Source organism: candidate division KSB1 bacterium (assembly GCA_034521575.1).
Taxonomy (GTDB): domain Bacteria; phylum Zhuqueibacterota; class Zhuqueibacteria; order Residuimicrobiales; family Krinioviventaceae; genus JAXHMJ01.
Map to the genome: position 1 here is coordinate 417472 of JAXHMJ010000001.1, position 21437 is coordinate 438908.

Below are 21437 nucleotides of genomic sequence, written 5' to 3' on the forward strand. Positions count from 1 at the left end.
ACTATTCCGGTTTGGGAGGTTTACTCGTAACGAAGCGCTTCGACCGGTTCTACATGGGCCGCTTTTCGGGCGGGGAAAAATCCGGCCAGCAAACCAATGACAGCCAAAAGACTGATGGTGATCAATACGATCACCGGAGACATGACGGGATTGCCGAGAAACTGCATCGGCCCGTCAGCTCCGGACGGAATCATACGCACCAGTTTGATGATACCGGCAGCGAGCAGCAGCCCCACACCACCGCCAATCAGGGCAAACAGCAGGGACTCGAAAATAAATTGGGACAAAATATGCTGGCGCTTGGCGCCGATGGCGCGTTTGACGCCGATTTCCCGGGTACGTTCCTTGACCACCACATACATAATATTGGCGACTCCAACGCCGGCGATGACCAGGGTCATGGCGCCGATAAAGCCGAGAAAAATATTCAAGCCCGTAAACACCTTGGACGATTGTTTTTCCTGCTCGACAAAATTCCACATGGGCACAGCGTGTTTGTCCGAGGGGTCAAACTTGTACTTTTTTCCAAGAATCTCGCGAACGCGCTGTTCCACATACTCGGCATCCTTGGGAGTCACCGGATGGACAATCAATTCACTGATGTAATGATAGCCGTAAATGCTTTCAAAGGTGCTGAACGGGATAATGGCGCGCCGGTCATCCGGACCGTTGTTCATAGACGTCTGCGTCTTTTTCGGCATAGTGCCGATAATCGTAAACGGCAGTCCGTCCACCTGGACCGTTTCTCCCACCGGATTGGGTCGTCCGAACAGTTCTCCGGCAATCTCGCCGCCGAGAAACACAACGCGTCTGCGTTCGACCACATCATTCCGATTGATAAAACGGCCTCCAAAGGCGGGCGGCATCCGGCGCAGCCACTCGAATTCAGGAAACACGCCTTCCATATGTGTGCGTGCGGCTTTATCACCGTTGCGCAAATGCACGCCCCGGTTGTGTTGACAGCTGACACCGTCAATTTCCGGGATCGATTTTTTTAACAGCCACATATCCTCTTCCACCAGCCGAATACGACGGCCCACCGGCAGGCCTTTATATTTTTGTGTGGTTTGTCCGCCGTAAATCCTGATAATCATATCACCGGCATTCAAAAAACTTTCCCGCATTCTGAACCCCAGCCCTTTTCCAAACGCCATTAATAAAATAATGGAAAAAGTACCCCAGATAATGGCCAGGGTTGTCAAAAATGCCCGCAGCTTTTGCTGCTTAATGTCGGCAAAAAATTCTTTTAACATGATCAAGCTGTTCATATGTCTTCCAAAAGTTTATCATCTAATAACGCAAGCATTCAACCACATCCAGCCGCGATGCTTTGCGCGCCGGGAAAAATCCGGCCAGAAAACCAACCAGAGCCAAAATCGATACGGACGTCAATAAAACAGTCCATGACACTTCGGGGTGTCCCACATACTCCTCTATGGGCAGCATGCTGACGAGTTTAATCAAAACGAGCGCCAGGGCAAACCCGATAGCCGCACCGATACCGATAATAAAAAAGGTCTCGACGAGAAACTGGGTCATAATTTGTTTGCGGCGCGCGCCGATCGAACGCTTGATACCGATTTCCCGCGTCCGTTCTTTAACCACCACATACATGATATTGGCGAGTCCGATACCGCCGACCATCAGGGTGAGCGAACCCAGCACTCCCAGAAAAATTTTGAATCCGAGACTGAAAAAATGGATAAATTTATCCTGGTCCGTCGTATCCCAGATACCCAGAGCGTTCTGATCCGACGGATCGAATTTAAAGCGTTTGCCGAACGCCTCATAAATTTTTATCCTGAACCTGCTTGGAGCGTGTGGGATCTTTGACCTGATAGACAATATCATTTAAATAGCGTCGACCCAATAACGATTCATGTGTGGTAATGGGAATAAACACCCGACTGTGGTCACGCACCCCGTAACTGGAAGGCTGCGTTTTTTCCTTGAGCACGCCAATCACCAGAAACGGTGTGTCATAAATATAGATTTGTTTGTTTACCGCATCGGCGCCTTTGCCGAACAACAGGTCGCGCAGTTCATATCCGATAAACGCCACGCGCCGGCGTTCGTCCAAATCCGGTTGATTGAGCCAGCGTCCGCCCTTTTGAGCAATCACATTGCGCATGGGTCCGTATTCGGGTGTGATACCGGTGATCGCTGTCTTGTTCACCGTTTCGCCCACACGAACAGGTGTGTTGTAATTAATATATTCCGGACTGATGGCTTTAAACGCACGAACCTGAGTTCTGAGATATTCGACATCATCGGGGCGAAAGCGTATGGAACGGCCGCGGTTATAGCCTTTGAACACTTTGGTGGTGGTGCCCGGCCACAAGATGGCGATTCCTTCACCCATACCGTGCATATTCTTTTTCATTGACTTTTCCACTCCGACACCAAAAGAAAGCAAAAAAACCACCGTCAGTGTCCCCCATATCAGGCCGAACATCGTCATCAATGTACGGGCTTTGTATTGGCGCAGGTAGAGTAAAACTTCCCGTAAGGTATCACGAAATTGAGCCATGTGTTTGATCCTAAATGATTTCTTTGGGTTCTTTTTCCAATATTTTTTGACCTTCTTCAAGACCGGAGGTCACTTCAATTTGAATGGCATCACTGAGGCCGGTTTCAATGAACACCTTTTCCGACTCTTCCTGACCCCTGGGTATCATCACGTAGGCCGAATCATTCTCAAATGTCACAACCCGTTCCGGAACCGACAAAACGCTGTCTTTTTGCGCGATAATAATATCGGCGTTGGCGGAAAATCCCGCTCGCAGCTGTGCACCGTGCGTGTCGTCAATGGCAATTTCAACCGGAAACACCGTGGTATTGTCCTTTTTTTCCGCTTTTAAGGAAATCAGTTTAACATGACCATCAACCTGTTGTCCCGGCAATGCACCGATTTTCAGCTGACAAGGCATACCTTCGCTGATCTTGCCGACATCAATTTCATCGACCGTTCCCTTGAACACCAGATTGGACATATTGGCCATGCTGAGCAGAGGTGTGCCGGCCTGATAGGAAGTTAACGGAACCACCGGATCGCCTTGGTTAACCAGACGTTCCAGAATAAATCCGGTAATCGGAGCTTTTACCACGGTTTCAATATCACGATCATCAATTCGCACTTTGCCTTTTTCAATCAGGTCCAGCTGCTCTTTGTTGATTTGATACTGTAGCGCTGCCTGGTCATATCGCTGTTTGATCTCTTCGTATTCCTGATCGGACATCAAACCTTTTTCTTTCATCTGTTTTTTACGCTTGAGCTCTTTTAACAATTGCTCTTTCTCGATCCCGGCCATTTCGACATTGCGTTTGGTGCGCGCAAGTTCCAGGGGAGTGGGGTTCGGGCGAACATCCATGACAACGAAGCCTTTTTCCACAAAGTCGCCTTCTTCTACATAAAGCTTTCCAACGACACCCGAGACTTTGGATTTCACGGCAATTTCATCAACCGGCTCTATCGCGCCTACGGCCAGAGCCTTGTCTATGATGGTTTTGCGTTCAACTTTTACCGTTTTTCGCCCTTGTTCTTCATTTTTGCCGCCGGAGCAGAAAATATATGCAGAAGCTGCAACTGCCAGTATCGTCACGCTCCAGACAACCCATCTTGTCCGTCTTTTTCGTTTCAAAGTCATCCTCCCGCATTTGTTCACGGTTCTCATGTTTTTCACTACACTATACGGTAACTTTATTCATTTGTTACGTTCCCGCCATTGAATAAATCATTTCATGAAAATTATTAGCATATGCAGACAAAACATGCTTGCATAAATCATAAAATTTTGTATGTTGAGGAAAGAATTATAACCACAGGAAAAACTTATGATCCAATTAAAACAGCTGTATCTCTTTATATTGTTCTATTCTGCTGTCCTGACTGCGGCTCCGTCGGACACCAGCCTGAACCTGAATATCACTTTTCCGGCAAGATATGATACGTTCAGCGTCGATCAACTCCGGATTACCGGCCGGGTGCCTTCCGGCGCCCGGGTATTTGTCAACGACCAAAAAGTATCGGTCTTTCCTCAGGGTTCATTTGTAACCCGGGTTGCGCTTCAGGATCACTTGAATCAAATCATCATTCAGGCTTATCTGGGATTGCAAAGTGACCAAAATATTCTGTACGTCTATCGGCAGCCGGATTTGAAAACATCGCCAACTATGCCGCTCACCATTGAGCACGAAACCCTGACTCCCCGTGACAACATCTGGGCGGTCAATGGTGATATGATCCCTCTCGAGTTTAAAGGCAGTCCGGGAGCAAATGCCGCATGCAGGATAGAGAAAATGAATGGCAATATTCCCATGCTTGAATTGCCGACCTCGCAAACCGGCGGAATCCGCGGCATATACCACGCAGACGTAACGCTGAAGAATCTGCCGCCGCACCGGCCACTTGGAATCAAATATACACTTGAAACAAAAAAAACAAAACGTACAGCAGCCGCAGCGGGTCAATTGATTATTTTATCCGACACCACTCCGGTCATCGGTCAGACCCGGCATGAATCGCTTTTACACACTGCATCGGCCAGCTATTCCCCGTTAACCCGCTGCAGCGGCGGAGTGCATTTGCATATCACGGGACGCATCAACAATCGTTACAAAATCAAACTGTCACCCGCGCAAACGGCTTATATTTCCTGCGACGATGTCACCCTGCTCCCGTCCGGCACGCCGCTTCCGCGGACAGCAGTATCAGCGCCGACACTCCGCATTACCCGGGATTGGATCGAATTGCGCCTGTCGGTTGAACAGGCTGTTCCTTTTCAACTTGAATCGGATGATCGGCCCGTTAAAGTGGTGCTCACCCTGTACGGCGCCCACAAGGCTTCGCACTGGTACCGGTTGGCGCAAACCGATATCGTCAAGCGCGTGTCTTTTTCTCATCCGTACAGCCATGTCTGTGAATGTACAGTAACCCTGAATCAGGAATACTTATGGGGATATCAGGCGTTCTATGAGGGCAATGTACTGCGATTCAGGATACGCCGAACTCCGACAGTCGATCCGCAGCATCCGTTAGCCGGACTCACCGTCGCGGTTGATCCGGGACACGGCGGTGATGAACAAGGCGCGGTATCACCTTATGGGTTCACAGAAAAAGATATCAACCTGCTTTGGGCGTTACAGCTCACTGAAAAACTGATGGACAATGGCGCCAAGGTTGTCCTGACACGCAGCAATGACACAACCGTTTCCCTGCGTGAGCGTCTGAATATGGCGCGCGCTTCAGATGCATTGTTCTTTTTATCGTTGCACAACAATGCGGTGGGTGCCGGCAGCGATCCGACCCGCGTTCAGGGTACCAGTACCTATTTCTCACTGTATCAGAACGAAGCGTTGTGCTCCAGTATTTTTTCTGAAATGCTGGACATTGGTTTTCATCCCTATGGAGAAATCTATAATATGTATTTTTTGACCGGAGCTCCGGATTTTCTTGTATCTCTGCTTGAAGGTGACTTTTTAACCAATCCGAATCAAGAGATCAAACTGGCTGATAAAACAACAACCCGACAAATGGCTGACGCGGTTTATCAGGGATTGATCACATTTTTGAAAAAAAGACTTGATTTTTAGACGATAGTTTAATATAATATGATCATAGGAAAGGGTTTTTAAGGATATGAAAAGAGCAGGATTTACAGTAATAGCACTTTTTATCGTCACCGGAACCGTTTTTTCCGGAGCGGTTATTGATAATTTCAAGGCCAATACCAGTTTGAATCAGGTTGAACTGGAATGGACGGTAAAGAGTGAATATAACGTTAAGGAATACAATATCCTGCGCAGCCTCGACAAAACGAGTTTTGAAGAAATTGACAAGGTTGCTGCAGAATACAATGATCGAGGCGAACACACTTACACCTATGTGGACGATAAAATTTTCAAGAGTCAGGGGAATACTTTTTATTATAAACTCGAGATCGTTCATTCGAACGGCACGGTCAGCGAATACGGCGAGCTGATCACTGTTTCCACCCAGACCTCCAGTTCCCGGCATACCTGGGGCAGTTTAAAAGCCATGTTCCGGTGAATTCCTGTAAAACGCATTGTACCAGTATTGATAATCGCGGGTTGTGACCATCCCGTCGCCATTTATATCTGATATTCTGTATCCTGATAATCCATTTTTTGCCTGATTATACCATATTAAAAAATCATCCAGATCAACATCATGATCATGATCCAGGTCTCCGGCTTGCTGCGCCCATCTCTCTGATCCCACCGACACGCAACCCTGTTCATTGTAATACCTGTCTGAAGAGACTGTAAAATCATAGACAGAATCAGATAAACTGTTCATTGTTAACTTTGCCGAGGATATAATGTGTTTATGATTGCGGTGAAACACATGCAGATAATACTCTCCGGACAGCACATTCGGCAAGCCGATTTGGGTTGTGTAACCGTCAGGTTCCACAACGCGGCCGTCCGATCTGAGCAAAAATGAATGCAGTGCGCGCGGTGTCGCGTTTAAAGAATCCTGAAATTCCGATTTTGATCCAATCGACAATATGATCCGGGTGCGAATCGAGATTCCGCGGAGCATCGGTGTACGGCGAATCAGCGGGTAAAAGCTGATTTGAAGAAAGCGTTGTTTGCATGCTGTCCTGACCCGTTATGACGCCTTGCAAAAACACGCGTACCCCAGTGGTGATATATGGTAGTTTGGAAACAGAACTCTCATAACCGGAGCGGTTTCCCCAGCTGTCCGTGCAGGTGACTTTGTAGTACCAGCTGCGGCTTGTATCCAAATCTGTCAATTGAAATACGGTATCCAGCGTAGCCCCGATAAAATTTTCAGCCGCAGGAACAAACCCCGGAAATGATTTACGATAAACCTGATAATACAGCGGGGTGTCTTTAGATAGATCGCTGGTATCCTGTTTCACACGATCCCAGGTTAATAACGATTGTCCGTCTGCAACGGTCGCAAAGCATAAAGAGTAAAATAACAAAAAACCGGCTATCAGAGTCCTGTTCATGGTAAAATTCCGCTGATTCTTTGAATATTTCCTTGGTAATTGTTGTTTTTATTATTAAAGTTATAGTTATTAATATTCACGCACCTATAAATAGAAACATAGTATCAATTTTGCAGTCGATTAAGGAGGATGTATGAAAGTTTTACGATTTTTTGCGCTTTTACTTGTATTCACAGTATTTTGCGCTGAACAGGAACCAGGCCGGACCCCGGCTGTTGAAAAAAAACAACAAAAAGCCCGGGAAGAACAAAAGATTATAAAACAGCCTGTACAGGATTCTGTGGCCCTGCAAGCCAAAATAGAAGAATTGGAACAACGCAAACAAACGCTTGAGCAGAGGGCTAAAAAGCTTGATGCTCAGCAACAAAAGCTTGCCGCACGTCAAGACAGTCTGAATGCACAACAACAAAAATTAGCGGAGCGTGAACAGGAGATAAAGCAGTTACACCGGAACAGCTGGTGGACCTTGATCATTGGTATTCTACTTATTTTAATTGCCCTGGTTCTTTTCATCATCCGGCCGCGCCCCAAATCAGGCAAAACCCAACCGGCACCATCACCCAAAGAACCTGAACAAGCCAAACCGGATACCCAAGAGGTGACAAAAACAGAGCAAGCTGATCCGTTGTATGACAAAGCAGTCGAATCGGTGCTCAAAGAACAGAGTGCATCGGTAACACGCCTGCAAAAAGCATTAGGTGTGGGACGCACCCGTGTCAATCATCTGCTTGAGGCTATGGAAGAAAAGGGGCTGGTCGGACCTTCCCGGCCCAACCGGACACGCGAGGTTCTAAGCACCTGGGAAGAATACACCAAATCCTGAACCCGTGCAAGGCCGGACTTGAGTCCGGCCTTGTTTTTAAACCCATAAAAGGTACAACAACGCAGCCGTCGCCAAAGGGACGGTCAGATTATCCAATCCTTTCAAAGAAACGGCTTCGATCACAGTTGCGACGACCGCTCCGACACCGGTCGCGACGAGCAGGGTTGAAAACGAAAACACCGGTGCATCCGGCGCAATCGGTGAGCCCGGAATCACCCAAAGCGATATGAAGATCCCAATGGCGCTGAACACCAGCATAGCCGCAGACCCTTCAAGCGTTTTTGTGGCATTAAAACATGTAAAGCTGTGCTTGCCCATGTAACGTCCTATTAACGCTGCCATTGCATCTCCCAGGGTCATGGCCATGATGCCCGCCATAGCGATAGACACATGATCGGCCGGTCCATGGGGGTTCCACAGGAACGCCATGCACAGGGTAATGGAAACAGCAAAATAAACCGTACCCGGAGAATCTTCCTTTGAATCCATATGGCCGTAGGTTTGCTTTCTGTAAAACAGATAATTGAGAATAATAAAACTTGCATACGGAATCAAACCGGGCAGTTTGTTCTCAAACAACATCAACACTCCCCAGGTCCACAATCCGGCAAAAAGATGCGTCAGTTTTCGGGTGAAAAATTGAGGCAACTGATATTTTTTTCCCACATTTTCAAATAATGCCAGAATACCAAATGCATACAAATAGGAGGCGATTAATCCCAACCAGTCCATTTTTGTCATGACAGGGCTCCTTTATTTACGGATTTACAAGGATAAATTTGCGGCTTAGTGTCCGATCTCCGGCCTGCATCTTTAAGATATACAGTCCGCTGGACACCAGAGCGCCATCGCCGGCGGTTCCATCCCAGGATATTTTATACACATCGCTCAGATGCAGCCGGTTAACCAGAGTTCTGATACGTTCGCCCAATACATTATACACCGAAACCTCTACCGGCAGCGGCTCTTTTCTGCTGGAAACATGATAGTTCACATACACGTTCTGACCCAGCCGGGCCGGGGTGGGATAAATCGGAGCCAAACCGGATAATTCATGCTCAAAGCCGAACGGAAGCGGCTCAGAAATCATGTCAAATTCGCCAGGCAACGCCTGATCCGGGTCAATAGTCAATTTCACGGGCCGGGCCTCAAAACGCCGTTCGAAAATATGTTGTTTATGGGTAAAAAACAATGTGTCGCGCAGAGTCCGATGCGGAAACGTCCATTCAATTTCAAGCGGAAACGGGTGCGGGAACACATCAAACAACAGCTGATCGGTTTCAATTTGCGTCCTATAAGCATTTCCGCTTGTTTGGTAATCCCAGGCAATCCGCAGCTGCGGATATCCGGCACCCCATAGCCAGGTTGAGAAAAAATCATCCAGAGACCGGCCGTAAATTTGTTCAGCCACTGATCGGAATCCGAAAACCGTTGCGTTGTCAAAAGCATAGCGGCAAGCGTAGGTTTTCAGGATTTGAAAAAATCGCTCATCGCCGGTGTGCCAGCGCAGCCGGTGCAGCACCCAGGATCCTTTATTATAAACCGTACCGCCCCACATAAATTCCGGATCATAAATGGAAAAATGCCCGCGCTGCAGGGTTTCGCGTTTATAAAGCGTAAACTGCCGCTGCAAATGCTCATTTTTGGACCGCTGCCCGTAAAAATCTTCAATAAAGATCACTTCACTGTAAGAGGCGAACCCCTCGTTGAGCCAGATTTCCCGCCAGTCAGACAAAGTAACCCAATCTCCCCACCATTGATGCGCCAGTTCATGTGCAATTACATATTCATAACGCAAATCTCCGGTAATTAATGACGAAGAATAAGTGGTCATACTCTGATGTTCCATAGCTCCTCTGTGAGGAACCTGCACCATGCTGTACTGTTCGAATGGATAGAGGCCAAAACGAGTTTCAAAAATACGCATCATATCCCCTATATTCTGCCAGTCGGTTTGCGCAGCTTGTGCAAATCCCGGAAGAATATAAAATTTCAGAGGAATCTCACGTCCGTCCAGAGACGTATAGGTTGTTTTCAATGTATCATAGTCGGCAGCGGCGAACGCAATGAGATAGCTTGCAATCGGATCGTCTTCGTACCAGTGAAAGGTTCGGGTACTATCGTATTCTGTGATTGAAATCAGTTCACCATTGGCCACCAGATCAAACGGCCGGGGAACGGTAACCGTCATGTCCAACGTCGCTTTGTCCGAAGGAATATCATTCGAAGGCACCCAATACCGAAGCATGGACGGAGGATTTGAATTCAACCCCTCCCCGTAACTATAAATCACGCTGTCTTTGAAAAAGAAACCGCCGCTTCCGTCATTTCCTGGGTGGCCGTGATAAAACACTGTGGTTTTAAACTCGGTCTCGCCTGAAAACGGAATAATGACATGTTCCGATGTTTGTTCAAAGGGAGCCGGCTGTCCGTTCAGATGAACGGAATCGACATGTAACTCGAGCAGATCAAGTGTAAAGTTTTCACTGTTATCATCAGTGCGTTTCAATTCAAGTTCAACTCTTGCGGATATGCTTTGTTGTTCCGGGAAAATTGCGAGATGAACATCATAATGGAGTACATTGACAGGGTTCGAAAGAGGTTCAGAAAGAAAGAGAGAGGGCGAATTCTGGGTCGGTTTTTCCGGATGCAGACCATCAGCGCTCGCAGCGGAGACCACAACCCATCCGATATATAATACCCGCAAAAATTTCATTTTCGACGGCTCCGAAAACCTGTAAACACCAGAATCCCAATACCCAATACACCGCCCCACAGCATGAGCACAAGGGTGCGCGGCGCTGAACACAGTATTAATTCTCCGGCCATCATCAACAACGCAATGCTTATATAGATGATGCCCCGTTTTTGCAGACTATTCAAAGATTTAAATCGATTCCATAAATTAATCATATTCATGTATATCCGATAGTTGTTCATATTGTCTTAAAAGCTCATAGATCATCACCCCATACGCAACGGAAACATTCAGGGACTGCTTTATGCCGTGCATGGGGATTTCAACCGCGGCATCGGCTTTGTCCAGCAGGGATTGCCCCACGCCCTGATATTCGTGACCGATCAACAGGCAGACCGGGAACCGATAAATCGGCCGGCGGAAATCACAGCTTGAATTCGTATGTTCAAGGGCAACAATCTGATATCCCTGCTGTTTCAACGTGGCAATAAGCGGATTCGCATCAGGGACATAACTCCAGGGAACGGATTCCTCGGCGCCCAGACTTGTTTTTCGAATTTCATCGCGCGGTGGTTGTCCGGTGATTCCGCACAAATACAGATGCTGCAGACGCACCGCATCGCTGGTGCGGAACAAAGCTCCGACGTTATGCAGACTGCGTATATTATCCGCAATCACGACGACCGGACAGCGCTCCAGGGTGCGTAAACGCTCCAGGTCGGGTTGTTTTTCCTGTATTTCTTCAAACGTCAGCTTTTTTATCATATTCAAATCAAAAATAAAAAATATCAGAACCAGCGTGCAGCGCGACGGATTTCGGAAAGTTTTATTTCCGCTGCTTTTTCACCCTGTCGGATAAATTCCTGCAAGTGATCAAAGTGAGACCAGTGAAAATTACCCACCTGCGGCTGTATCAGGACATCTGCTTCTTTGACGAGTTCATCCCGGTAGTACTTTGATGTGATTCGGGAATTGCGCATGACGATATCGACGGCGTTGTCCAGTCGGGGCTTTTCGGACAGCTCTGCGGATACATCAGAGGCAATAATTTTTTTGTGTTTGATTAACTTTTTGGCGGCACGTACAGGTACGGAAGAGGTTGCCGCTCCGTCAATCAGCAGTTTGCCTTCATATTCCACAGGCGGCAGCACACCGGGCAGTGCAGAACTGGCTGCAACCGCAGATGTTATGGGTCCGCTACTGAGTATCACTTCATCGCCGGTCAATACATCGGTGGCCACGGCCGCGAAGGGAATCCGGGTTTCTTCGATCGGCTGTTCCCGCAGCAAAATTTCCAGAGCAAATATCATATCTTCGGGATCCAGATGAGTCTTTTTGGACCCCTTGCCCAGCAGCACCTGGTCCCGGAACCGGGTGGCGAGAGTGTCAAACCAGCGCTGTGATTCGCTTTTTTTATTCTTTTTTTCTTTCCGGGCCGGGGGGTCGGATCTGTTTTGCTCCAGATATTGCTGAAAATTGGATATCACGTTTTCAATGGAACCGGACTGCGCGTACATGGCGCCGACAATTGCTCCCATGCTGGTGCCCACGATTCGATCGATAGGTATCTTTTCGCGCTCCAGAACCCGCAACACCCCGAGATGTGCAAACCCTCTTGCCCCGCCTCCCCCGAGGGCCAAACCAATTGGTCGTTTTAGCAGAATACTCACCTTTGCTTTCTTAATACTGTAAATTTTCCAGTGGATGTCTGATCGCCCAGTTTGACCCGGTAAATATAAATACCATTGGCAGGCGTACGCTCAGGTGTCCACATCAAAACCTGGCCTGCTCCGAGCACACCGGGTTCATGTAAGGATGCAATTTTTTGACCCAGAATATTGTGTATATCAATCGTAACCGGTATTTGTGATTTGGCGTCAATCATAAATTTTGCGCTTCCGTGCTGAAAGGGATAAAAAGGATTCGGGTATTGACTGACAAATGACGTGGTATCCGGCAATCCCGCAACAGGCCCAAAGGCTTTGACAGCTTTGAGCACATCAATCAATCCAAATCCGTAAATATTATCCGGCCGGGTAAACCGGTCGGCTGTGGTCACCAGGGCCTGACGAACCTGCATGGGCGTCAGTTCCGGATGCGCCTGCAAAATTAACGCAACGGCTGCAGCGACCTGAGGCGCGGCGTAACTGGTTCCGGAGCCGTTGTTCGAATAGGCGCCGCTCGCTCTCACCAGAGTGCAGTTCGATCCCATGGCCACCACATCCGGTTTGATACGCCCGTCCGCGGTCGGACCTCTTGAGCTGAATCCGGCAATCATTCCGTTCAGGTCAACAGCACCGACGGCAATCACGCTGTCGCCGTCCGCAGGCGGGGTAACGATCGTCCAGGGATCGTTACCTTCATTGCCCGCCGAGGCAATCACAACAATTCCTTTTTTCACGGCCAGATCTGCAGCCCGGGTAATGGGCGCCGTATCCCCGTCCGCATCAGAGGGTTCGTACCAGTCAATATAGCCGAGACTGGTGGTAATAATATCTGCGCCCTGCTGCTCGGCCCATTCAGCCGCTGCAATCCAAAAATCTTCTTCAACCTCGGTTTCGCTTTTTATATCTTCCGTCTTGGCCAGCAGGAATGAAGCTTCAAACGCAGGGGCGATCAGCCAGTTTTCGTGAAACCCGCCGATCAGCGACAGCACCGACGTGCCGTGATTGTGCTGACTGGATACATCCACAGATTCATTTTCTACAATATTATCCCCGTAAATAAAATCACGGGTGTCTACAATATTCAGATGTTCAAACACCGGCAAATCGGTTTTAAATCCTGAATCAAACACCCCGATCAGCACATCTTTGCCTGTCAATCCGAGTGTATGAGTTTCCGGCACGTTGATGAGTTCATTCTGGGTCAACGAGGGACCGTATTCGTACAATGTACGCATCGATTTCAGAGATTTGGACAACGGTTTTGCGGCGACCGGTTTGCGGCGGCCGCGCAGAACCGGCTGAATATGAGAAATAAATGTTTCAGAAAGCAGTTTTTGTTTCTGTTCCGGTGAAACCCGGACGCTGGCCGCGTTCAGCCAGCGGGAAACCACTACGGGCTGGATATCAAACTCGGTCAGTTTGTTCAAATACGGCTGATACACCGGACGATCGGTTTGATCCACCAGCCGTCTGCCGGTCGGAGTGACCTTGGCCCGGCGGGATTTGGCCCGCTCTGACAATTCAGCTGCCACCCGCGTCCACCCGCTCTTTTTCAAAGCCGGCCCTTTGTCCTCGAAAAAAATCCAGACTTTTTCAGAAGCGGAAACAGCGGTAGCACCTGCGATCAACAGCAGACAGAAAGATACAAGATAGTTCTTCATGCGAAACCCTGTTTTTTTTACAGATCAGTTTTGTTTATCATGTAAACTCTATAAAGATAGACGGGTTCCACAGGAAAAGACGGCTCGCCGGTTGCGGGATTTTCTTTCACTTCCACGCTGCCGATCTCCTGCACCACATCCAGTCCCTTGACCACTTTACCGAACACCGTGTATTTGCCGTCCAGCGGTTTGGTGCGTTCCCGGGACAGACAGATGAAAAACTGGCTGCCGGCGCTGTTGGGATCACGGCTGCGCGCCATGGAGAGCACGCCAAGGTCATGCGGAATGTCATTGAATTCAGCAGGAATATTGTATCCCGGACCACCGGTGCCGTCATTAAGAGGCGAGTCATCACGGGTCATAATATCACCGCCCTGTATAACAAAATCCTCAATGACCCGGTGAAAATAAGTACAGTCGAAAAAGCCGATTGTTGCCAGGCGCTTGAACGACCGGCTGTGCTGCGGGGCCACATCCGGGAAAAACTCTACAACAATATCTCCCATACTGGTTTCCAGAATCGCATATTCATCTTGTGCGACCTGTTCCACCTTGGTTTCCTGGGCCTCTTGTTGGATACTGTCAATTACGGCCTGAGATACCGGCTCACAGGGAGAGTCCGATGCCGTCTGAACGCTGTCCGCCTGTACCGCTTCATCTGACTCTGTGGCGGGTGTTGTTTTCTTTTCTTCCGTACAGGCAGCTGCAAACAGCGCTACCATTAATCCGGTTAGCAAAAGCTTTTTCATAATCAGGTTTTCTCCTCTTACATGTTTTCAAATCAAGCGAATCGTTATTCACCTCAATTCATCTCTTAAATGTATAAAAAATCCGCACGATTTCAAATTGAAAGTTTGAGTGTACAGACATGCGCAGTATTCGGATTAAAATCGCCTGAACTTTTTATTGTTATTTCCCCTGCAAACCGCTAAGTTAAGTCATGCCGAACAACACCCCAAAACCCTTCGCTCAGGTTGTGTTTCCTGTCGCGGTTCAGCGCGCTTTTACCTATATCGTTCCGGAACGTTTTTACGAGGATGCATTGCCGGGCGTGCGTGTGCTGTGCCCGTTTGGACCCCGCAAGACCACCGGCTTTGTCATTGACCGTGTGGATACAACTGATGTTCCGAAAACAAAACTCAAAGAAATCGAGGAAGTGCTGGACCCTGTGCCGCTGTTCACTCCGGCGGTGCTGCAGACTGCCAAATGGATCGCGGATTATTATCTTTGCGGCTGGGGCGAAGCGTTGAAAGCGGCGCTGCCGCCGGGAATCAATATCGACTCGGAACGTCTGATCCGTTTGACGCATCCCAAACCGGATGAGCTGGCTGAATTCCTGCAGCCGCGCGCGCCCCGGCAGGCGGAAATCATCCTGCGTCTCGCTGCACAAAATTCCATGTCAGTCCGCCGTCTGGAAAAAGCCATGGGAATCAGTATTTATTCACCGCTGAAAACCCTGCGCCAGAAGGGGCTGGTGCGCATGGAACTGTCTCTGCCCGGACCCAAAGCGCGCATCAAATATGAAGTCATTGTTAAACTTTCATCCGATATTTCCTACGATGATATGGGCGGGATCATACATGATCTTCATAGCCAGGCGCCAAAACAGGCGCAGGTGCTGGAATGCCTGATGGCCATGGAGGTACATGAACTGGCGCGCAGCGATCTGTATCAGGCGACAGGTGTCAACCGGTCCAGCCTCAAATCTTTGCTTGAAAAAGGATATATCAGCGAAGAAAAACGCGAAGTACTGCGCGATTATTACGACCAAATGCAGGTAGAAAAGCCGGTCGACCTGACTCTGAATTCAGACCAACAGCAGAGTCTAAGCACTCTGAAATCAGCCCTGGACACCGGATCGTTTCAGACTCTACTGCTTTACGGCGTCACCGGAAGCGGCAAGACCCAGGTTTACATTGAAGCCCTGCATCACGCGCTAAAGAAGGGCAAGACCGCCATCGTGATGGTGCCCGAGATCGCCCTGACACCCCAGACGGTTCGGCGTTTTCGCGCCCATTTCGGCGACAAGGTGGCCGTGTTTCACAGCCGAATGTCCGCCGGCGAACGCTACGATTCCTGGCGCAAAACCTGGGAAGGCGAACATACTGTGGTGATCGGACCGCGTTCGGCAATTTTTGCGCCGCTGCGCAACGTGGGACTCATTGTGATCGATGAAGAGCATGAACCGTCGTACAAACAGACCGATCAGTCGCCGCGCTATCATGCCCGCGATGTGGCGGTGATGCGGGCGGTGCTTGAAAACGCGGTGTGCTTGCTCGGCTCCGCCACACCGTCCGTGGAATCGTATTATAATGTGCATTCCGGAAAATATAATCTGCTGCAACTGCCGCAGCGCATCGACAATGTGCCCATGCCCGAGGTGCGCATTGTGGATATGAAACGCGAACCGCGCATCATCGGCCGCACCGATCCGATTATTTTTTCCCGTATGCTGCGTGAAAAAATTGAAGAAAAACTGAACAAGGGCGAACAGATTATTCTCTTCCTGAACCGGCGCGGATTCGCCACTTTGTTCAAATGCAAAGACTGCGGCTACCTGGCCAAATGCGAACACTGCGACATTACTCTGACGTACCATCTTCGCGGCCAGCTGCTGAAATGCCATTACTGCGGCTATACTCGCAAGTCGCCGGACACCTGTCCCGAATGCAACGGCACCGACGTGTTTCTGCGCGGCATCGGCACGCAGCGCGTGGAAGAGGAGCTGCACACCCTGTTTCCGGGCGTCGACTGTCTGCGTATGGACGTGGACACCACACGCGGCCGCCGGGCGCATGACAAGGTGCTGGCGCGATTCGCGTCCGGACAATATCCCATCCTGCTCGGCACCCAGATGGTAGCCAAAGGACTGGATTTTCCCAATGTCACGCTGGTCGGAGTGATTTCAGCAGACACCGAGCTGCTGTTCCCCGATTTCCGCTCGGCTGAACGCACGTTTCAGCTTTTAACCCAGGTGGCGGGACGGGCCGGACGCAAGGACAAACTGGGTCAAGTGATCATCCAGACATTTTCCCCGGATCATTACAGTCTGCAATATGCCAAAAAACACGATTACGACAATTTTTTCAAATCCGAATTATTTGACCGTCGTAAACTCAATTACCCGCCCTATAGCCGCGTGATCAACGTCCTGTTCCGCGGTGAAGACGAGGCCAAAGTCGAGCAAACCGCTGTTCGAGTTGCAGAATATATACCAGCGCACGAGTCTTTCCGTATGCTGGGTCCGGCGCCGGCGCCGCTGTCCAGGATTCAGAACAACTATCGCTGGCAGATCCTGCTTATGGGAGAAAAGGAAAAAGACGCGTCCGGACGCATCATGAAACAGTCCCTGAAAACCGGACTGGAGACGTTTCATAAAAATCAGCGCCGGTCCAACGTCAGCATTGCTGTGGACGTGGACCCGAGTTCTATTTTATAAGCCGGCCCCGCCAATTGCTGTGTTATATTCTGTGTATATATCAAGCTACGACTTTTCCGGATCTTTGTCGTACAGCTCGCCTGCTGTGCGACAAATGGGAGGGGCAGGATGCAGCCTTTTTCAGGAATTTGCCGCGACCACTCGTCGCACAATCGGGGAATTGTACGACGAGGTCTGGTTTGGAGAGCATCATCCGTGATGCTGCCGTGCAGGGCCTGCCCGGAGAGCCCGGTTGCCCGTCCAGCACCTGCCCCGAACATTCGCAGCACAACAAAAAGCAGTTGTACTACGAAATCCTGTTTTGAATTCCGGGATTCAGCCGCGAATCACACGAGAGGGGTATGAGCAATATGTGTTGCGAGCGGACAGATGTCCCGGTTCCTTGTGCACCCCGGATCGATATCCGGGGCGATCTTTTTTTACCTTTTTGAAATAGCAATAGCAGACCGTCTAGCTGCCCGGTCTATTGGTTCGCAAATCGTATTTTCCCCATTGCACAAAAAACTTTGTTTATTGTCTCCTTTCGCACGCGCCCTGACGCCCCGACTCTGTCCCCAATCCCGAATATCCACTTGTCCAAAAGTGGGCGCGGATATTAATTTTCGCGCCATCCACCATTGATCACCGATTTTGACAGTAATGACCGGCAGGTTTCATCAGAATGGGTGGCAGATTCGTTCCCGAACATCCAATCAAAGAACACAAAAGACAGCTTCGCAGTGATCGTACATCAAGTCATTTTATTATGGTTAATCAATTCAGATTGATTTTTTTCAATTTGGCATATATGCTTCTGCATTATTTCAGAAAATGACATCTGAAAAATACCAGTTTTGCCACAGCTGATTTCAATACGATTCGTCTCAAAATCATCAAAATTGCCGGCCAAATCAAAAAGTTATCCCCCTTTCATATTCGAATACCAGCTATAATTGCGGATCAAATGCTGCCCCTTATTCGGTATGTGCTGCGTCACCTCCGGCAGAAACTCCAGCGGTTCAAATACCTGGAAATTGCGTGACACCAATGTTGAGTAATGTTGATTAATGTCGAAAACAGTTTTTCACCGTTTTTAACTTTAATTGTGAATAAATGGCATTTATATTGAACTCGAATTTAATAGTCTCAAACTATTTCAATTTATTTTGAGGTGATCCTATGAACCGATTTCTTTCTTGTTCCATTATGGTCGCAGTTATGTTTTTTTGTACTGGATTAATATTTGGACAGGGCACTTTAAAGGGCGTTGTGATTGATTCGTCATCGGAAAGCGTGTTGCCCGGGGCCAATGTCTATTTTGAGGGTATGGCTTTTGGCGCCGCTGCGGATATAGACGGGGAGTATCGCGTCACCAACATTCCTCCCGGAACCTATCAGGTAAAGGTGTCTTATATTGGCTATTTAACCAAGTCTTACACCGTTCAGATTCAGCAGAATCAGACCGCTGTGCTCAATGCTGAACTGACGTATGAAACAATTCAGGGACAAATGGTGACCGTGACGGCACAGGCTGAAGGTCAGGTGGCGGCCATCAACCAGCAGATCACTTCGAATACTATTATCAATGTTATTTCCGAAGAAAAAATTCAGGAGCTCCCGGATGCCAATGCCGCTGAAGCGATTGGCCGGTTGCCGGGGATATCATTGCAGAGAAGCGGCGGGGAAGCGAACATGGTCCTGATTCGAGGGATGCAGGCAAAATTTTCCCCGGTCACGGTCGATGGTGTACGTATCCCCTCGACAGAAGAGAACAGCCGGGGCGTGGATTTAAGCACCCTTTCCCAGAGCTCTCTGGCCGGTATCGAACTCTACAAAGCCGTTACGCCGGATATGGATGGCGACGCTTTATCCGGAACCATTAACCTGGTGACAAAAAAGGCGCCGGAAGAACGGCTTTTAAGAACCACTATTAAAGGAAATTATAATGAATTAACGAATTCCGCAAATCAATATGATCTTTCATTTCGTTACGGGGAACGTTTTTTTAATGACATACTCGGTGTTCAGTTGTCAGGCAATCTCGATAAAAAAATCAGAAGCAATGAGAGCATTCGTGTCAGCGGTTCCCGATGGGAAGAACCGCTTCAGGAAATCGTGATGGAAAATTTTGATGTCCAATATGTCGATGAAATCCGTTCGCGAAATGGCCTGAGTCTGTTATTGGATGTCAATACACCGGATGGCGGTTCGATAAGATTTAATAATGTGTATGGCGGCACCCAAAGAGATTATTTGACGCATCGCAAAGATTATCCGTTGAACGGAGATCAAACCACGTATGATTACCGCCAGCGTGAGCAGAATATCAATACCTTTAACAGTTCGATTCACGGGGACAATCATCTTTTGGGACTGGACATCAATTGGGGTGTCTCCTACGCAGAGTCAAAATCCGATTATCCGTTTGATTATCAATTGATATTTTATGAGATTAACGGCATGCAGGCCCCGTATCCTCTCGTTTATGACTATGATGATGTTCCGAATAAAGTGATTCCTCTCGCAAGAAATAATTTTACTGAAGCCTGGCAAGCCTGGGGATATTACCGGAATCAGGATAACGTTGAAAAGGAACTCACCTCTTTCATTAATATTGCCAAATCGTACAGGTTCTCAAACAATATCACCGGTGAGCTAAAAGTCGGCGCAAAATTCAAAAACAGAAAGCGCACCAATAAAACATCGGAAGATTTCTCGCCCTATTATCTGGATGGACAATGGAAGTTTGACGAGTTAGCGCCGGATGGAAGTGTCAGGCCAAAGGATTTTACCGGAACTTACTTTGAAGACTGGTTCAATGCCGGAGCGAATGGCGGAGCCATGCCGCTGGAACATTTTTTCTCGGATGTCGAAACAAGGGATGTTTACGATGATTATAAATTATCACCAATCGTGGATAAAAAACGCTTGAAACAGTGGCATGAACTCAATAAAAACGGTGTCGATCCCACAGGCAACCGGAAAGAAGTATGGGGCAATCCGCTTACTCGCGTGAATGATTATGATATTGAAGAAAAAGTGAATGCTTTTTATATCATGAACACCCTGAAACTGGGGCCGCAAGTTACGTTTACCAGTGGATTGCGGTCCGAGTATGAGAATAACGACTATCTGGGGTACTATATGAAATCCAGAGTCGGCGGATTTCCACTGGCTGAAAACGTGTTGTTTGACACCACATCCACAGCTGACCAATTGGTTCTCCTGCCCAATTTTCATTTGGCCTATGAACCCACGGATTATTTAAAAATTCGGCTGGCTTCTTATAAAGCATTGGCCAGGCCGGATTTTAACATGCGTATCGACCGATATGTGGGTGGAAGAGGCGCCGTGATGGGATCTCCCTTTAATGTGCAGGTCGGGAATATCAATTTAAAAACAGCCAAAGCCTGGAATTATGAAATTAATACTTCTGTCTATCAAAATAATCTGGGTCTGGTCTCCCTGTCAGCCTATTACAAGGAAATTGAAAACATGTACCATATGCTAAGTCAATTCGGCACATCGGGTGAAGATGCGCTGCAATTCTTTGGCAGCAACTGGAAGAGCAATATGGGCAATGTATCTTATGATTTGTCGATTCCTTACAATTCCAATAAACCCACCAAAGTGTGGGGCGTTGAGTTTGAACATCAGATTAATTTCCATTTTTTGCCGAGCTATCTCAGCGGCATCGTACTGTCTTATAATGCATCTGCAGTCCGTTCGGAAACCCAGCTTTATGTGCCGCAATTGGATTCAGTTTTTGTCGATCCTCCAGGGCCCATTGGCGGCGTATGGAAATATTCTAATTCTTTAAAAGAAACGATGACCAAGCTGGAAGGTCAGCCTGAATTCTTTTACAATATTGCTTTGGGGTATGATATCGGCGGTTTTTCAGGCCGGGTGTCTGTTTTCCATCAGGCGGAATACAACAATTCCATCGTGTCCAAAGATTACAGGATCAACCTGGCGTTCACACGTGTGGATATCGCATTAAGACAGCGTATTAATGACAGTTTTTCAGTATTTTTCAATGTGAACAATCTCACGAATTTTGAAGATGCCATTGATCGTAAATATGGCGAATATGATCTTCGAAAGTTCAGCAACAGTGAGAGATACGGAAGGACCATCGATTTGGGGGTCATTGCGGAATTATAAACAGT

18 protein-coding genes are annotated in these 21437 nt (G+C 48.3%); 5 read left to right on the top strand and 13 right to left on the bottom strand.

Annotation, left to right across the window (positions count from 1 at the left end; translation table 11 throughout):
• Positions 1 to 20 precede the first annotated feature (20 nt).
• The 4 genes from U5R06_01925 to U5R06_01940 are packed head-to-tail and all read right to left on the bottom strand — an operon-like array spanning position 21 to position 3641.
• Complete coding sequence (locus U5R06_01925) at positions 21 to 1268, bottom strand: ABC transporter permease (GenBank protein MDZ7721598.1); 1248 nt, start codon at positions 1266 to 1268, stop codon at positions 21 to 23.
• A gap of 22 nt (positions 1269 to 1290) precedes the next feature.
• Positions 1291 to 1851 carry an FtsX-like permease family protein gene (locus U5R06_01930; protein ID MDZ7721599.1) on the bottom strand — a complete coding sequence of 187 codons (561 nt, stop codon included), beginning with the start codon at positions 1849 to 1851 and terminating at the stop codon, positions 1291 to 1293.
• On the bottom strand, positions 1787 to 2530 hold the full coding sequence (locus tag U5R06_01935) for an ABC transporter permease (protein MDZ7721600.1): 744 nt from the start codon (positions 2528 to 2530) through the stop codon (positions 1787 to 1789). Before U5R06_01935 ends, U5R06_01930 begins: the two co-directional genes overlap by 65 nt.
• A 10-nt stretch (positions 2531 to 2540) precedes the next feature.
• Positions 2541 to 3641 carry an efflux RND transporter periplasmic adaptor subunit gene (locus U5R06_01940; GenBank protein ID MDZ7721601.1) on the bottom strand — a complete coding sequence of 367 codons (1101 nt, stop codon included), beginning with the start codon at positions 3639 to 3641 and terminating at the stop codon, positions 2541 to 2543.
• A gap of 193 nt (positions 3642 to 3834) precedes the next feature.
• Between U5R06_01940 and U5R06_01945 the strand changes: the two genes are divergently transcribed.
• Positions 3835 to 5592, top strand: coding sequence for an N-acetylmuramoyl-L-alanine amidase (locus U5R06_01945; protein ID MDZ7721602.1), 1758 nt, complete (start codon positions 3835 to 3837; stop codon positions 5590 to 5592).
• A 46-nt stretch (positions 5593 to 5638) separates the two neighbouring features.
• Positions 5639 to 6049: a hypothetical protein gene (locus U5R06_01950; GenBank protein MDZ7721603.1), complete on the top strand. Its 411-nt coding sequence runs from the start codon at positions 5639 to 5641 to the stop codon at positions 6047 to 6049.
• On the opposite strand, the gene U5R06_01955 is transcribed toward U5R06_01950, so the two are convergent.
• A complete protein-coding gene (locus U5R06_01955; protein MDZ7721604.1) occupies positions 6029 to 6436 on the bottom strand; it encodes a hypothetical protein in 408 nt (135 codons plus the stop codon). The two genes, U5R06_01950 and U5R06_01955, sit on opposite strands and share 21 nt — an antisense overlap.
• Positions 6426 to 7001, bottom strand: coding sequence for a hypothetical protein (locus U5R06_01960; protein ID MDZ7721605.1), 576 nt, complete (start codon positions 6999 to 7001; stop codon positions 6426 to 6428). Before U5R06_01960 ends, U5R06_01955 begins: the two co-directional genes overlap by 11 nt.
• A 133-nt stretch (positions 7002 to 7134) precedes the next feature.
• Here U5R06_01960 and U5R06_01965 point away from each other — a divergent pair, with 133 nt between their 5' ends.
• Entirely contained in the window at positions 7135 to 7824 is a 690-nt protein-coding gene (locus U5R06_01965) for a DNA translocase FtsK (protein MDZ7721606.1), read from the top strand.
• A gap of 36 nt (positions 7825 to 7860) precedes the next feature.
• On the opposite strand, the gene U5R06_01970 is transcribed toward U5R06_01965, so the two are convergent.
• The 7 genes from U5R06_01970 to U5R06_02000 are packed head-to-tail and all read right to left on the bottom strand — an operon-like array spanning position 7861 to position 14599.
• Entirely contained in the window at positions 7861 to 8565 is a 705-nt protein-coding gene (locus U5R06_01970) for a phosphatidate cytidylyltransferase (GenBank protein ID MDZ7721607.1), read from the bottom strand.
• A 16-nt stretch (positions 8566 to 8581) separates the two neighbouring features.
• Entirely contained in the window at positions 8582 to 10540 is a 1959-nt protein-coding gene (locus U5R06_01975; protein MDZ7721608.1) for a M1 family aminopeptidase, read from the bottom strand.
• Positions 10537 to 10743, bottom strand: coding sequence for a hypothetical protein (locus U5R06_01980; GenBank protein ID MDZ7721609.1), 207 nt, complete (start codon positions 10741 to 10743; stop codon positions 10537 to 10539). Before U5R06_01980 ends, U5R06_01975 begins: the two co-directional genes overlap by 4 nt.
• The gene (locus U5R06_01985) at positions 10730 to 11287 is read right to left on the bottom strand and encodes an RNA methyltransferase (protein ID MDZ7721610.1); all 558 of its coding nucleotides are present in this window, start codon (positions 11285 to 11287) and stop codon (positions 10730 to 10732) included. The genes U5R06_01980 and U5R06_01985 overlap by 14 nt, the downstream gene beginning before the upstream one ends.
• 23 nt (positions 11288 to 11310) lie before the next feature.
• Positions 11311 to 12162, bottom strand: coding sequence for a patatin-like phospholipase family protein (locus tag U5R06_01990; protein MDZ7721611.1), 852 nt, complete (start codon positions 12160 to 12162; stop codon positions 11311 to 11313).
• Between the two features lie 26 nt (positions 12163 to 12188).
• Positions 12189 to 13850, bottom strand: coding sequence for a S8 family peptidase (locus U5R06_01995; protein MDZ7721612.1), 1662 nt, complete (start codon positions 13848 to 13850; stop codon positions 12189 to 12191).
• Positions 13851 to 13867: 17 nt separating this feature from the next.
• Positions 13868 to 14599: a peptidylprolyl isomerase gene (locus U5R06_02000; protein MDZ7721613.1), complete on the bottom strand. Its 732-nt coding sequence runs from the start codon at positions 14597 to 14599 to the stop codon at positions 13868 to 13870.
• A gap of 191 nt (positions 14600 to 14790) precedes the next feature.
• On the opposite strand from U5R06_02000, the gene priA reads away from it, so the two are divergent.
• Together priA and U5R06_02010 are read left to right on the top strand one after the other, a co-directional pair.
• Positions 14791 to 17289, top strand: coding sequence for a primosomal protein N' (priA, locus tag U5R06_02005; protein ID MDZ7721614.1), 2499 nt, complete (start codon positions 14791 to 14793; stop codon positions 17287 to 17289).
• A 1197-nt stretch (positions 17290 to 18486) separates the two neighbouring features.
• Entirely contained in the window at positions 18487 to 21432 is a 2946-nt protein-coding gene (locus U5R06_02010) for a TonB-dependent receptor (GenBank protein ID MDZ7721615.1), read from the top strand.
• The last annotated feature ends 5 nt before the right edge of the window (positions 21433 to 21437 follow it).